The sequence below is a fragment of the Streptomyces sp. NPDC005820 genome (genome assembly GCF_040630255.1).
In the GTDB taxonomy this organism is placed as follows: Bacteria; Actinomycetota; Actinomycetes; order Streptomycetales; family Streptomycetaceae; genus Streptomyces.
The window spans coordinates 1-14106 of the sequence record NZ_JBEXXE010000035.1 but is presented as its reverse complement, the minus strand read 5'-3'; the positions used below and the strand labels follow the sequence as shown (position 1 = coordinate 14106).

General features: G+C 71.5%; 12 protein-coding genes. 5 read left to right on the top strand and 7 right to left on the bottom strand.

Translation table 11 applies throughout. From position 1 onward, the window contains the following. Positions 1 to 66: 66 nt before the first annotated feature. A complete protein-coding gene (locus ABZ464_RS35205) occupies positions 67 to 1257 on the bottom strand; it encodes a lipid-transfer protein (protein WP_359284044.1) in 1191 nt (396 codons plus the stop codon). Continuing rightward, positions 1254 to 1679, bottom strand: a complete 426-nt coding sequence (locus tag ABZ464_RS35200; RefSeq protein WP_359284255.1) for a zinc ribbon domain-containing protein — start codon at positions 1677 to 1679, stop codon at positions 1254 to 1256. The genes ABZ464_RS35205 and ABZ464_RS35200 overlap by 4 nt, the downstream gene beginning before the upstream one ends. A 97-nt stretch (positions 1680 to 1776) precedes the next feature. Between ABZ464_RS35200 and ABZ464_RS35195 the strand changes: the two genes are divergently transcribed. Together ABZ464_RS35195 and ABZ464_RS35190 are read left to right on the top strand one after the other, a co-directional pair. Continuing rightward, entirely contained in the window at positions 1777 to 2586 is an 810-nt protein-coding gene (locus ABZ464_RS35195) for a M15 family metallopeptidase (protein WP_359284043.1), read from the top strand. Between the two features lie 45 nt (positions 2587 to 2631). After that, positions 2632 to 3168 (top strand): NUDIX domain-containing protein, encoded by a 537-nt coding sequence (locus ABZ464_RS35190; protein ID WP_359284040.1) that lies wholly within the window; start codon positions 2632 to 2634, stop codon positions 3166 to 3168. Positions 3169 to 3201: 33 nt separating this feature from the next. Here ABZ464_RS35190 and ABZ464_RS35185 read toward each other — a convergent pair whose 3' ends face one another. Then, positions 3202 to 5562, bottom strand: a complete 2361-nt coding sequence (locus tag ABZ464_RS35185) for a TIM-barrel domain-containing protein (protein WP_359284037.1) — start codon at positions 5560 to 5562, stop codon at positions 3202 to 3204. A gap of 215 nt (positions 5563 to 5777) precedes the next feature. Here ABZ464_RS35185 and ABZ464_RS35180 point away from each other — a divergent pair, with 215 nt between their 5' ends. Then, positions 5778 to 7745 carry an acetoacetate--CoA ligase gene (locus tag ABZ464_RS35180; RefSeq protein WP_359284034.1) on the top strand — a complete coding sequence of 656 codons (1968 nt, stop codon included), beginning with the start codon at positions 5778 to 5780 and terminating at the stop codon, positions 7743 to 7745. 28 nt (positions 7746 to 7773) lie between these two features. Here the strand turns inward: ABZ464_RS35180 and ABZ464_RS35175 are convergent, their stop codons facing one another. Next, complete coding sequence (locus tag ABZ464_RS35175) at positions 7774 to 9093, bottom strand: aminotransferase class I/II-fold pyridoxal phosphate-dependent enzyme (RefSeq protein WP_359284031.1); 1320 nt, start codon at positions 9091 to 9093, stop codon at positions 7774 to 7776. A gap of 112 nt (positions 9094 to 9205) precedes the next feature. Here ABZ464_RS35175 and ABZ464_RS35170 point away from each other — a divergent pair, with 112 nt between their 5' ends. Both ABZ464_RS35170 and ABZ464_RS35165 read left to right on the top strand, forming a co-directional pair. Further along, complete coding sequence (locus tag ABZ464_RS35170; RefSeq protein WP_359284029.1) at positions 9206 to 10414, top strand: MFS transporter; 1209 nt, start codon at positions 9206 to 9208, stop codon at positions 10412 to 10414. A gap of 24 nt (positions 10415 to 10438) precedes the next feature. Then, complete coding sequence (locus ABZ464_RS35165; protein WP_359284026.1) at positions 10439 to 11332, top strand: hypothetical protein; 894 nt, start codon at positions 10439 to 10441, stop codon at positions 11330 to 11332. A 104-nt stretch (positions 11333 to 11436) separates the two neighbouring features. Here ABZ464_RS35165 and ptsP read toward each other — a convergent pair whose 3' ends face one another. The 3 genes from ptsP to ABZ464_RS35150 all read right to left on the bottom strand — a co-directional run. Continuing rightward, on the bottom strand, positions 11437 to 13107 hold the full coding sequence (ptsP, locus tag ABZ464_RS35160) for a phosphoenolpyruvate--protein phosphotransferase (RefSeq protein WP_359284023.1): 1671 nt from the start codon (positions 13105 to 13107) through the stop codon (positions 11437 to 11439). A gap of 101 nt (positions 13108 to 13208) precedes the next feature. After that, positions 13209 to 13658 (bottom strand): PTS glucose transporter subunit IIA, encoded by a 450-nt coding sequence (locus ABZ464_RS35155; protein WP_359284020.1) that lies wholly within the window; start codon positions 13656 to 13658, stop codon positions 13209 to 13211. Between the two features lie 127 nt (positions 13659 to 13785). Continuing rightward, positions 13786 to 14106 (bottom strand): hypothetical protein (locus ABZ464_RS35150; protein WP_359284017.1); only part of this gene is annotated, 321 nt, incomplete at its 5' end.

Below are 14106 nucleotides of genomic sequence, written 5' to 3'. Positions count from 1 at the left end.
CCCCTCACGGACGGTGTCCGCACCCGGCCCGGAGCCCGCGTCGGACACCCCGGCCCGGCGCACTCCTCACCGCACCGCGATCACCGCCGACCCGTGCCCGAACAGCCCCTGGTTCGCCGTGACGCCCACGCGTGCGTGCGGGATCTGACGCTCTCCCGCCTGCCCCCGCAACTGCCAGGTCAGCTCGCACACCTGGGCGATCGCCTGCGCCGGCACCGCTTCCCCGAACGAGGCCAGCCCCCCGCTCGTGTTCACCGGTATGCGACCGCCCGGCGCCGTCGCGCCCTCCCGCAGCAGCTTGGCGCCCTCGCCGTCACCGCACAGACCCAGATCCTCGTACCACTGCAACTCCAGGGCGGTGGACAGGTCGTAGACCTCCGCCAGTGACAGGTCCTCGGGGCCGATGCCCGCCTCCTCGTAGGCCGCGCGGGCGATCGACGCGCGGAACGGCTCGTCCGGTGGGTCCACCGCGACCGCGGAGTCGGTGGCGATGTCCGGCAGATCCAGGACGGTGCTGGGATAACGGGGCGTCACGGTGGACACGGCCCGGATCCGCACCGGCTGCGCCGCACCGTGGCGGCGGGCGAACTCCATGCTCGACAGCACCAGGGCGGCTCCGCCGTCCGAGGTCGCGCAGATGTCCAGCAGCCGCAGCGGATCGGCGACCACCGCGGAGGCGGCGACCTCCTCGGCGGTGACCCGCCTGCGGTAGCGCGCATACGGGTTCAGCGCCCCCATGGCGGCGTTCTTCACCTTCACCTGGGCGAAGTCCTCCGGAGTGTCCCCGTGCACCGCCATGCGCCTGCGTGCGTACAGGCCGAAGTACGTCGGGTTGGTGGCGCCGAGGACCCGGAACCGCAGCCAGTCCGGGTCGTCCGGCCGGTCCCCGCCCGCGGGCCGGAAGAAGCCCTTGGGCGCCGCGTCGGCCCCCACCACGAGCGCCACGTCCGTCAGACCCGCGAGGATCCGCGCCCGCGCCGCGTCGACGGCCTGCGCGCCCGACGCGCACGCCGCGTACACACTCGTCACTCGGGCGCCCTGCCAGCCCAGGGCCTTGGCGAACGTCGCCCCGGCCACATACCCCGGGTAGCCGCCACGCACCGTTTCCGCGCCGACGACCGCGCCGACGTCCCGCCACTCCAGACCGGCGTCGGCCAGAGCCGCCCGCGCGGCCGCCACGCCGTACTCCACGAAGCCGCGCCCCCATTTGCCCCACGGATGCATACCCGCGCCGAGCACCGCCACCTCTGTCGTCATCCCGCCACCCCCGTCGGCCGCCACTGCCAGGTCGTCCAGGTCGTCTCCGCGTCCTCACTCAGCACGCCCGCGACGACCTCCACCTCCATGCCCACCGTCAGATCGGCGACGGAGACCCCGGGAGCCGCCTGTCCCAGCACCACGATCCGCTCGGACTCCAGCTCCACAGCGATCAACGCGTACGGCTCCCACGGAAGTTCCGGATCGGTCACATAGGGTGACGGAGGCCGGTAGCGGCTGTCCGTGTACGACCAGACGCGTCCCCGCCGCGACAGCGGGACCTCCGCCAGCTCTCCGCCCCGGCACCCCGGGTTGCGGCAGTGGCTGTCCTCGCGCGGGAAGAACACCGACCGGCACGCCGAGCAGCGCGTGCCGAGCAGCGTGAAACCGTCCCCGTCCCCGGTGAACCACCCGGCCACCACGGGTGTGCGTGTACGTGACAAGGCGCCTCCTCCGTACGCAATCTGACGGAACGTCAGGAGTGTGGCACGCGCACCGGGAAATGGGCAGGGAGGAGACATGACACGACTCTCCCGAGCAGTCCGCGGTCTCGTCACCGTGCTCGCCGCCCTGCTGACCGCGACCGCAGCCCCCACCACCGCCCGGGCGGACACCGAACCCGAGGCCCCCGCGGACTTCGTCGCCCTGAGAACCGTGGACCCCACGATCCGGCAGGAGATGCGGTACTTCACCCCGCACAACTTCGTCGGCGAACCCGTCGACGGCTACCTGCAACCGGTCTGCATCCTCACCCGACAGGCAGCCGAAGCCCTGCACCGGGCCCAGGAGGAGCTGCTGCCCCAGGGGTACTCGCTCAAGGTCTACGACTGCTACCGGCCCCAACGCGCCGTGGACCACTTCGTCCGCTGGGCCGAGGACCTGGACGACCAGGCCATGAAGGAGGAGTTCTACCCGAACGTCGACAAGACCCGGCTGTTCGAGGACGGCTACATCGCGGAGAAATCCGGCCACAGCCGCGGCTCCACCATGGACCTCACCATCGTGAAGCTCCCGGCCCTTCCGACCAGGCCGTACGCACCCGGTGAGACCCTCGTGCCCTGCTACGCGCCCCAAGAGGAGCGCTTCCCGGACAACTCCGTCGACATGGGCACCGGCTACGACTGCTTCGACACCCTCGCCCACACCCTGGACCCGCGCATCCAGGGCCGGCAGCTCGCCAACCGGCTGCTCCTCAAGAACACCCTGGAAGGGCTCGGCTTCGTGAACCTCGCCGAGGAATGGTGGCACTACACCTTCAAGCCCGAGCCCTACCCGGACACCTACTTCGACTTCCCCGTCTCCACCGAGTCCCTCACCACCGCGTACTGAGCCGCGTGCACGACGCCCTCCCCAAGATCGGATACGCTCCGCCGCGTGTCCGAATCTCTGCACTCCATTTCGAACTCCGCGCGCGACTCCCACTGTTCGAGCTGCGGAGCGCCCTACGGGGAGGGCGTCAGCGGCTGGCCCCGCACCTGCCCGGCCTGCGCCACCACCGCCTACCGCAACCCCCTGCCGGTGGCCGTGGCACTCCAGCCCGTGTACGACCCGAGGGGCACCGGCCTGGTCGTCATCACCCGAACCATCGCTCCCGCGCGCGGGGGCATCGCCCTGCCCGGCGGCTTCATCGACGACCGCGAGGACTGGCGGCAGGCCGTCGTCCGCGAACTCAGGGAGGAGACCGGCATCGACGCCGCGAGCCGCGACGTACGCCTGGCCGACGCCATGAGCTCGCCCGACGGCCACCTGCTGCTGTTCGGGCTCCTCCCGGAGCGCCCCGCCGACCACCTCCCGGAGTCCGCGGCCACCGACGAGACGGAGGGCTGGCACGTCCTGCGCGGGCCCGAGGAACTCGCCTTCCCGCTGCACACACACGCGGTACGGGCGTTCTTCGAGGGCCGCTACATCTGAGCCCGCCGCTCGAACTCGGCGGCGGAGCGGACGCTAACCGAGGCCGCGCACCCGCACGGGGTGGGACGGTTCACGCAGGCCGTCCTCCCCCTCCCGCTCGACGACGACCTGCCGGCCCTCCCACCGGGCGACGTACCGTTCGACCTCGGGCTCGTCCCAGCCGTCGCCCGCGTCCCGCACCACCAGGCCGCCACCGGTCCGTCCCCGGGCCGGCGTCCACACCTCCAGCTCCAGCCCCCCGTCGTCCCCGCGCACCGGTATGACGGCACCCGCGCGCGCGAAGACCGGGATCCGCGACAGCGGCGCGTCCACGAGCACCTGCCCCGGCCCCCGGTGCCGCCGACCCGTCGCCGTGTCGTACCAGAGCCCCCTGGGCAGCTGCACCGCACGCCGCTCGGCACCCGGATCGAGCACCGGCGCCACCAGCAGACAGTCCCCCAGCAGGAAGGCGTCCTCGCAGTCCCGCAGCGCCCGGTCCTCGGGCGCGCCCCACCACACCGGGCGCACATAGGGAGCCCCGGTACGCCGGGCCAGATGCGCCAGCGTCATGAAGTACGGCAACAGCCGCCGACGCTCGACGAGCGCCACACGCGCGTGCTTCAACACCTCCGGACCGAACTCCCACGGCTCACGGCGCCCCGCCCGCAGACTCGCGTGCGTACGGAACAACGGCAGATACGCGCCCAGCTGGAACCACCGCAGATACAACTCCGGCGACGGACTCCCGTCGAAGCCGCCCACGTCCGGCCCCGAGTACGGCACCCCGCACAGCCCGAGCCCCATCACCAGCGACAGCGACGCACGCAGCCCGGGCCAGCCCGTCGCGACGTCCCCCGACCAGGTCCCGCCGTAGCGCTGCAGGCCCGCCCAGCCGGAGCGGGAGAACAGGAACGGCCGCTCCTCGGGCAGCAGCTCCCGCAGCCCCTCGTACGCCGCCCTGGCCATGCACAGCGCATAGACGTTGTGAGCCTCCCGGTGATCGCCGCCCCGCCCGTCCAGCGCGTGGCGGGCCGACCGCGGCAGCGTCGGCTCACCGAAGGCCGTGAACGACGTCGGTTCGTTCATGTCGTGCCAGAAGCCTGCGAACCCCTGCCCTGCGCGCTCCGCGTACAGCCCGCCCCACCAGCGCCGCACGCGCGCGTCCGTGAAGTCCGGGAACACCGCCTCACCCGGCCACACCACGCCCTCGACCAGCCGCCCGGACGCGTCCTTGACGTACGCGTCCTCGGCGAGCCCGCTGTCGTACACCGCGTTGCCCGGCTCGGCCCTGACCGCCGGGTCGACGATCGACACCAGCCGGATGCCGTCCCGCCGCAGCTCCTCGGCGAGCACCGGCAGCTTCGGGAAACGCTCCTGGTCGACGGTGAACACCTGATGCTCGTCGTAGTGGTCGATGTCGAGATGGACGGCGTCCAGCGGCAGACCGTGCTCGTGATAGCCCGCGACGATCCGCCGCACCTCCTGCTCGCTGCCGAAGCCCCAGCGCGCGTGATGGTGCCCCAGTGCCCACGCGGGGGGCAGCGCCGGAGCGCCCGTGAGCGAGGCCCAGGCGAGCAGCACGCGCGCGGGGGTGCCCACCATGACCCAGCAGCGCAACGGCCCGCCGTCCATCCGCAGCTCGCTCGAGCCGGGCCGGTCGTGGCCCGACCCGGCCCCCTCCTCGCCCTCGCGCAGGGTCACCGTGCCGTCCCAGGAGGTGTCGTGGAACACCAGATGGGTGGCCGCGTCGGACACCACCAGCTGCACCGGCATCGTCAGATACAGCGGATCGTCCTCGCGGCCGAACGCGTGTCCGGGATCCGTGTTCCACAGCCGGTACGTCCCGCCCCGCAGCCGGGGCCCCGACGCCCGCCCGCCGAGCCCGAAGAAACGGGCGTCCGCCGCCACCTCCGACCGCTGCATCCAGCGCGCCGGGCCTCCGTCCCTCGGCTCCCACCAGCGCGGCGGCAGATCACGGCGCAACGTCACCCCGCCCGGTGTGCACACCTCGACCGCACCATGCCGCGAGACCACGACCGTCACCCGCTCGGCCACCACCCGCCAGCCGCCGTCCTTGTCCGGCTCCAGCACCGCCCGGGGATCGGGCTCCGGGCACCGCCCGGCCAGCGCGTACGACGGCTCCGGTTCGGCCCCGTCCCAGCCCCAGAAGACCGCCCCGTTCACCGCCACGAGGATCCGCAGCTCAGCGCGGCTGAACCGGAGCGTGCCCCCACCGGGCCCCGGCTCCACGTCCAGCACCGGCCCCGGCACCCGGGCACGCTCGGCACCCCGCGCCGGCAACCCGGTGGCGTCGGCGCGGCTTCGGCGCCAGGCGGCCCGTACGGTACGCAGCCCCCGGGCCGCCCCCGAGGAACCCACCGTCTTCATCGAACGCACCAGGTCACGACCGTCCATGCTGTTCACCCTGCCACTGACCGCTCCACACGCGCGTGTCGTTCAACTGCCGTTCACCCATGTCGGGACCACATCTTCACGACACGGACTGTGTGGGGCACACCCTGGTGCAGAAGTCGATCACATGGCATCGTCCCTGTCAGCCGCGTCACGCGCACAACCCCGCACGTGCGCGGACGACGCACACGACGCGCCACAGTCCGGGAGCCGCCCCAATGACGACCGTGAACCCCGAGCCGCTCTGGCGGCCAGATCCGCAGCGCATCGCGAAAGCCCAGGTCACCCGGTTCCAAGCCTGGGCGGCCGAGCACCACGGAGCTCCCGCGGACGGCGGGTATCCGGCCCTGCACCGCTGGTCCGTGGACGAGCTGGAGACGTTCTGGAAAGCCGTCACGCAATGGTTCGACGTACGGTTCTCCACCCCCTACGCGCGCGTGCTGGGCGACCGCTCCATGCCGGGTGCCGCCTGGTTCCCCGGGGCGACGCTGAACTACGCCGAGCACGCCCTGCGCGCGGCCGCCACCCGCCCGGACGAACCGGCCCTGCTGTATGTCGACGAATCCCATGAACCACGCCCGGTGACCTGGTCCGAGCTGCGCCGCCAGGTCGGCGCGCTGGCCGCAGAGCTGCGCGCCCTGGGCGTGCGCCCCGGGGACCGCGTCAGCGGCTACCTCCCGAACATCCCGCAGGCCGTCGTCGCCCTCCTCGCCACCGCCGCCGTGGGCGGGGTCTGGACCTCCTGCGCGCCCGACTTCGGCGCCCGCAGCGTCCTCGACCGCTTCCAGCAGGTCGAACCCGTCGTCCTGTTCACCGTCGACGGCTACCGCTACGGCGGCAGGGAACACGACCGCCGCGGCGTCGTCGCCGAACTGCGCCGCGAGCTGCCCACCCTGCGCGCCGTCGTCCACATCCCGCTCCTCGGCACCGGCGCCCCCGAGGGAGCCCTGGAATGGTCGGCACTCACCGCCGCGGACGAGGCGCCCGTCTTCGAACAGGTCCCCTTCGCCCACCCTCTGTGGGTCCTCTACTCCTCCGGTACGACCGGCCTGCCCAAGGCCATCGTCCAGTCCCAGGGCGGCATCCTGGTCGAACACCTCAAACAGCTCGGCCTGCACTGCGACCTCGGCCCCGAGGATCGTTTCTTCTGGTACACCTCGACCGGCTGGATGATGTGGAACTTCCTCGTCTCCGGCCTCCTCACGGGCACGACGGTCGTCCTCTACGACGGCAGCCCCGGCCATCCCGACACCGGCGCCCAGTGGCGCATCGCCGAACGCACGGGAGCCACCCTCTACGGCACCTCGGCGGCGTACGTCATGGCCTGCCGCAAGGCCGAGGTGCACCCCGCCCGCGACTTCGACCTCTCCAGGATCCAGTGCGTGGCGACCACGGGGTCCCCGCTGCCGCCCGACGGCTTCCGCTGGCTGCACGACGAGGTCCGCGAGGATCTGTGGATCGCCTCCGTCAGCGGGGGCACCGACGTGTGCTCCTGCTTCGCCGGCGCCGTCCCGACGCTCCCCGTGTACACCGGTGAGCTGCAGGCGCCCAGCCTCGGCACCGATCTCCAGTCGTGGGACCCGAACGGCCACCCCGTCGTCGACGAGGTCGGCGAACTCGTCGTCACCAACCCCATGCCCTCCATGCCGGTCCACTTCTGGAACGACCCCGACGGCAGCCGCTACCACGACAGCTACTTCGACACCTACCCCGGCGTCTGGCGCCACGGCGACTGGATCACTGTCACCTCACGCGGCTCCGTCGTGATCCACGGCCGCTCCGACTCCACGCTCAACCGCCAGGGCGTCCGGATGGGCTCCGCCGACATCTACGAGGTCGTCGAACGGCTGCCCGAAATCAAGGAATCCCTGGTCATCGGCATCGAACAGCCCGACGGCGGCTACTGGATGCCGCTCTTCGTGCAGCTGGCCCCCGGAGCCGTCCTCGACGACGCCCTGCTCGGCCGGATCAAGCGGGCCATCCGCGAGCAGTTGTCGCCGCGCCATGTCCCCGACGAGGTCATCGAGGTGCCCGGAGTCCCGCACACCCTCACCGGCAAGCGCATCGAGGTCCCCGTCAAGCGCCTCCTGCAGGGCACCCCGCTGGAGAAGGCGGTCAACCCGGGCTCCATCGACAACCTGGAACTGCTGCACTTCTACGAGGAACTCGCGCGCAAGAAGGCCTGACACCCGCCGGACGTCCCTCCAGAGCCGCTCAGCCGCCGTACGTGGCCTCGGACTCGCCCAGCACCGCGGCGAAGTCCGAGGCCAGCCGTACCGCGTCGGCCGGGGCGAGCTCGGCCACGGAGATCCGCACGCCCGGCTCCGACGCCAGCCGGAACCGGGCGCCCGCCGCCACCCACCAGCCCTGCGACCGCAACCCGTTCACGACGGCCGACTCGTCCCGCACCGGCACCCACACGTTCATCCCGCTCGCACCGTGCGCCGCGATGCCATGGGCCGCCAGTTCCCGGAGCAACGCCGCCCTGCGCTTGGCGTACGTCTCACGCGCGCGTGTCACCAACGCGCGCGTGCCGTCATCGGTCAGCAGCCCGTACACCGTCTCCTGGAGGAGATGACTGACCCAACCGGACGTCAGCAGCAGCCGCCCGTCGTGCCGGGCCAGCGTCGTCGGATCACAGGCCGCCGCCGCCCACCGCAGGTCGGTCCCGAGGAACTTGCTCACCGTCCGCACATGCACCCAGCGCGACAGCCCGCCCGACGTCAGCGTCAGCAGCGGCGCGTCCGCGACCGCCGAGGCATGGTCGTTCTCGACGACCAGCAGATCCGGCTCGCCCCGCAGGACCTCGACGAGCTCGTCCCGCCGCGCCTCCGAAAAGCAGCCCCCATAAGGGTTCTGCGCCCGGGGGCTGCACACCAGCGCGCGCACCCCCGCCCGTACGGCGGCCCGCAGCGCGTCGGGACGCAGCCCCTGATCGTCCACGGCGACCGGGACGATCCGCAGTCCCAGGGCCGTGACCAGATCCAGCAGATGGTGGTACCCGGGATCCTCCATGGCCACGGCGTCCCCGGGCCGAAGCTCCACGGACAGCAGCCGGCCGACCAGATCCAGCGCACCATGCGCGAACGTCACCTGCTCCACCGGTACGCCGTCGGGCCGCAGCCACTCCCGTACGGCCTCCTCCAGCCGCTCCAGCCTGGGCGTCGCACGATGTGAACGGGCGCCGGGGGACAGGCGCGTGGGAGGCACCAGAGCGGGCAGCAGCTCCGGATCGGGATGCCCGCCGGCCAGATCTCGCAGCCCCTCAGGCACCCTCGGCGGCCTCCGTGAGGCCACGGCGGGAACCGGCGCCACCACTGTGCCGCCCCGCCCGCGCGTGACGACGATGCCCCGCCGCCGCAGCTCCTTGTAGGCCGTGGCGACCGTTCCGGGACTCACCCCCAGCTCGTCCGCGAGCCGCCGCACCGGAGGCAACGCGGCCCCCGGCCCCAACGTGCCTTCGGCCACGCCCCGTTCGACGGACGCGGCAATCCCCTTGGCCGTCGTACCACTGATCCCATATTGTGTTGCCACATTGCCAAGTATGTATCAATACATAATTCGAGGCAAGGGGGAGCCCGTGCAACCGATCCGCCGCGCAGTCGCCTGGACCCACAGCACGCCCGGAGGACGCGACGGACGCAGGATGCTGACCATCGCCTTCGTCGACCGCGTCGGCAGCGGACTCTGGGCATCCGTCAGCGTCCTGTACTTCACCTACGTCTCAGGCCTGTCCGTCGCCCAGGTCGGCACCCTCGTCGCCGTGGCCGGGGCCGCAGGAATCGCCGGAGCCCCTCTCGGCGGCCGCCTCGCGGACCGCTTCCCGGTCACCCGCGTCCTCATCACGGTCCAACTGCTGCGCGCCCTCGCCTCCTTCGCCCTGCTGACCACCGACCACTACGCGCTCCTCGTCGCCTACTGCTCCCTCGGCAGCCTCGGCGACCGCGCCGCCAACGTCCTCACCAAGCTGTATGCGACCCGCATCGCCGGCCCCGACCGCGTCCGCTACCAGGCACTCCAACGCACCGTCGCCAACGCCGGCTGGGCCCTCGGCGGCCTCGCCGCGGCAGCCGCCCTGGCCCTCGGCACCACCGCGGCCTACCGCTGGCTCCTCGCAGGCGACGCCCTCTCCTTCCTCGCCTGCGCCCTGCTCACCCTTCGCGTCGACGAACCCCGCTCGCACACCCGCACGGTGACCAGCTCCAAGGACCCCAGGCCCCCCGCCGCACCGACCAGCCCCTGGCGCGACCGCACCTACCTCGCCTACGTGGCCACCGACACCGTCCTCTTCCTCGACGACGCCGTCTTCAAGGTCGGCCTGCCCCTCTGGATCGCCCACACCAGCAGCGCACCCCACGGCCTCGCACCCCTGCTGATGGTCCTCAACAACGTGATGGTCGTGGCCCTCCAGGTCCCCCTGGCCCGCTTCGGCGCCACCACGGCCGCCGCCCGCACCCTCCTCGCCCCGCTCGCCGCGGCCTTCGCCCTCGCCGGCATCGCCATGGCGGCCTCGGTGACCGGCGGAACCGTCACCACCACCCTGTTCCTCACCGCGGCGGCCGCCCTCTTCACTTTCGCCGAGATACTCCATGCCACGATCTCCTGGGAACTCTCCGTCGCCCTGGCCCCCGACACCGCCCAGGGCGCCTACCTCGGAGTCCACGGCCTGGCCCAGTCCGCCCAGCGCAGCATCGGACCACTCGCCGTCACCGCCGCCATCGCCACCGGCCCCCTCGGCTGGCTCACCTTCGGCACCACCATTGCCCTGACCTGCGCAATTCAGCACCGCCTGGTCCGCGAACGACTCACACGAGGACCATTGTCAGTGCCGCCGATTACTGTGAGTGAGCATTGATCGACCATGCACACAGGGGGAAACATGGCACTCACCGACCGCCAGCTCATGCGCCGCGTCCTGCGCCGCGAAATCGCCGGCACCATCGGCCTGCTCACGGACGAACACGACTTCCGAGCCATGAAGCGCTACCGCAGCTTCACCTTCGACGACCACACCACCTACCTCCGCCAGGTCGAAGACCTCCTCAAGGTCCGCGCCCTGCAAGGCACCCACACCACCGTCGCCCTCTTCGACCCGCAGGAGTACGCCGACTACTGCACCGCCGGCAACCTCGACCCCGACCTCCCCGCCAGCCGCAGCCGCTTCACCGCCCAACTCGCGACCACCGGCCCCACCATCCCGTACGACGGTCAGCCCCTCGCCGACCTGGTCCCCGCCCTCGTCGACGAAGCCGTACGCCAGGCCACCTGGGAGTACGCCGCCACCCTGCTGTCCCGCCTCGGAGCCTGCGCCACCTGCGGCGAGGACATCGGCCGCGCCGCGTTCCAACGCGCATCCGGCCTCATCGACCGCATCCTCGACACGGCACCACCCGGCGACCGGCACCTCGTCTGCAGCGTCACGGGGACACCCGAGACCCTCGTCGCCGTACTCCACGCCGACGACGAGACCGACAGCGCGACCCGCGTCGACGAGGCCGAAGCCCTGGAGTTCACCACCGTCCTCGCCCTCGGCCTCGCCACCCGAGGCCCCGGCGGCCTGGTCATGCGCACGAGCGCACCCGACAGCCCCGACCGGATCTACGGCTGGCGCATGCGCGGCGACGGCCTCGAACCCCTGACCGCCGGCGAGGTCTTCGACGCCTACTGCACCGACGCCGAATCCGGCGACCTCATCGCACCCGAGTCCGGAGTCGACTACTGCGTCCCACCGGACCTGGACGACGAGAACCGCCTGCCCGACCACCACCACTGAACCGACACCCGACACCCGGCGGCCGGACGGCAACCGGACGACAAGGGGCGCTCCACCCGGAAGCGGAGCGCCCCTGCCCACCGACCGGAGGCCGGCCCGACCGTCTACTCCCCGGACAGCACGGCCTGCGCCGCGCTCCGCGCCTCTTCGGCACTGTCCGTCGCCCGCGCGGCCGCAGCGGCACGCTCGCACTGCGCCAGCGTGTGCTTCGCCAGAGTCGCCCGCACATAAGGAATCGACGCCGCACCCATGGAAAGAGAGGTGACGCCCAGACCGGTCAGCACACAGGCGAGCAGCGGGTCGGACGCCGCCTCACCACACACACCGCAGCTCTTGCCCTCCGCCCTGGCCGCCTCGGCCGCCAGCGCGACCAGGTCGAGCAGCGCGGGCTGCCACGGATCCTGCAGCCGGGACACCGCACCCACCTGCCGGTCTGCGGCGAACGTGTACTGCGCGAGGTCGTTCGTCCCCAGCGACAGGAACTCGACCTCCCGCAGAATCGAACGCGCCCGCAGCGCGGCGGACGGGATCTCCACCATCGCACCGAACTTCGCCCGCAGCCCCGCCTCGCGGCACGCGTCCGCGAACGCCTTGGCGTCGGCACGGTCAGCCACCATAGGGGCCATCACCTCGAGGTGGACCGGCAGACCCTCGGCCGCCTTCGCCAACGCCGTCAGCTGGGTCCGCAGAACCTCCGGGTGATCCAGCAGGGTACGCAGACCACGCACGCCCAGCGCCGGGTTCGGCTCGTCGGCGGGAGTCAGGAAGTCCAGCGGCTTGTCCGCACCCGCGTCCAGCACCCGCACGACGACCCGCCCCTCGGGGAAGGCTTCGAGCACCTGGCGATAGGCCTCGACCTGCTTCTCCTCGGTGGGCGCGTTCTTGCTGTCGTCGAGGAACAGGAACTCGGTCCGGAACAGACCCACGCCCTCCGCCCCCGCCTCGACGGCGGCCGGCACGTCCGCCGGCCCGCCGACGTTGGCCAGCAGCGGCACCTTGTGACCGTCGGCGGTCGCACCCGGACCGGTCGACCCGGCCAGCGCGGCCTTGCGCTCCGCAGCCGCGGCCCGCAGCTGTGCCTGCTTCTCCTCGCTCGGATGCACGAAGATCTCGCCCGTGCTGCCGTCGACCGCGATCATCGTGCCCTCGGCCAGCTCACCCGCGCCCGGCAGCGCCACGACCGCCGGCACACCCAGCGCCCGCGCCAGGATCGCGCTGTGGCTGGTCGGCCCGCCCTCCTCGGTCACGAAACCGAGCACCAGGGTCGGGTCGAGCAGCGCCGTGTCGGCCGGCGCCAGATCCCGGGCCACCAGCACGTACGGCTCGTCGCTGTCCGGGACGCCCGGCATCGGGACGCCCAGCAGACGGGCGACGATACGATTCCGCACGTCGTCGAGGTCGGCCACCCGGCCGGCGAGGTACTCACCGGCTCCGGCCAGCAGCTCGCGGTATGCGGCGAACGCGTCGTACACGGCACGCTCGGCCGTGCTGCCGACGGTGATGCGTCGCTCCACGTCCACCATCAGCTCGGGGTCCTGGGCCATCATGGCCTGCGCCTCGAGCACCGCCTGGGCCTCGCCGCCCGCCAGATTGCCGCGCGCCATCAGATCGGCCGCGACAGCCTCCACGGCCTTGCGGGCGCGCCCTTGTTCGCGCTCCGCCTCCTCCGACGGTATCTGCTTGGCAGGCGGCTCGAGCACCGCCGTTCCCATGTGCCGAACCTCGCCGATCGCCACACCGTGACTCACGCCGACGCCTCGCAGCGTTGTCTCCATCTCACCCGTCTCCGATAGAGCGGCGGGTCCCGCCGCCGCGTTGGTTGTCCTCTGTGCCGTTGTGTGTGCCGTCGTGCCGTCCAGCACGACGGCACACGACATCACTGCCAGGTAAAGAGAAGGTCGCCGGCCTTCACGTCGCCGTCTTCACGGAGCTCACCGAGGGCGTCGGCCGTTGCCTCCAGCGCCACGACGGGACACACGGGGGACTTGCCACTCTCTTCTACCGCTGCCGGGTTCCAGCGCACGATGCCCTGACCGCGGGTCACGGTGTCGCCCTTGTTCACGAGGAGTTCGAAGCCCTCGCCGTTGAGCTGCACGGTGTCGATACCGAGATGGGTGAGCACACCGTGTCCCTCGGAGTCGACCACGACGAACGCGTGCGGGTGGAGAGAGACGATCACTCCGTCCACGGGCGCCACGGCCTCGGAGGGTTCGCGCACCGGGTCGATCGCCGTACCGGGGCCGACCATTGCCCCGGAGAAGACTGGATCGGGCACTGCGGCCAGTCCGATGGCGCGTCCTGCAAGAGGGGACGTCACGGTGGTCATGGGAAGCCTCCCAGGGGTGGAGATGTACATGGGCCGTTACTGCTTGTCCCGGACGGCGCACTGTGCAGCAGGGTATGTCAGATGAAGTACCGGTTCCGCACGAGAGTCCGATCCGTGGTCTAGACCACTAGCCTAACGGATTTGCGTGCGCTCTGCCGCCCCGTGTACAGTCGTACTCCTGCCTGAGGGTGGGCGACGCGATCAAGCGCGCTTGCCGGGCAGCATCAAACTCTGTCGGATCCTCACTCTGGATCGCCTTCTGCATGCCTGCAGGACGGTGGTCAGGAGGCCGGAAAAACCCTGATAGAGTTTGAAACACCGAAGGGAAGCCCGGAGGAAAGCCCGAGAGGGTGAGTACAAAGGAAGCTTTCGTTCCTTGAGAACTCAACAGCGTGCCAAAAATCAACGCCAGATTAGTTGATACCCCGTCCTCGGCAGTGATAGCCGA

Bases quoted from the DNA above. Each gene is read 5' to 3' on its own strand.
- ABZ464_RS35205 (WP_359284044.1), bottom strand. From the start codon at position 1,257: ATGACGACAGAGGTGGCGGTGCTCGGCGCGGGTATGCATCCGTGGGGC.
- ABZ464_RS35195 (WP_359284043.1), top strand. From the start codon at position 1,777: ATGACACGACTCTCCCGAGCAGTCCGCGGTCTCGTCACCGTGCTCGCC.
- ABZ464_RS35185 (WP_359284037.1), bottom strand. From the start codon at position 5,562: ATGGACGGTCGTGACCTGGTGCGTTCGATGAAGACGGTGGGTTCCTCG.
- ABZ464_RS35180 (WP_359284034.1), top strand. From the start codon at position 5,778: ATGACGACCGTGAACCCCGAGCCGCTCTGGCGGCCAGATCCGCAGCGC.
- ABZ464_RS35170 (WP_359284029.1), top strand. From the start codon at position 9,206: ATGCTGACCATCGCCTTCGTCGACCGCGTCGGCAGCGGACTCTGGGCA.
- ABZ464_RS35165 (WP_359284026.1), top strand. From the start codon at position 10,439: ATGGCACTCACCGACCGCCAGCTCATGCGCCGCGTCCTGCGCCGCGAA.
- ptsP (WP_359284023.1), bottom strand. From the start codon at position 13,107: ATGGAGACAACGCTGCGAGGCGTCGGCGTGAGTCACGGTGTGGCGATC.
- ABZ464_RS35155 (WP_359284020.1), bottom strand. From the start codon at position 13,658: ATGACCACCGTGACGTCCCCTCTTGCAGGACGCGCCATCGGACTGGCC.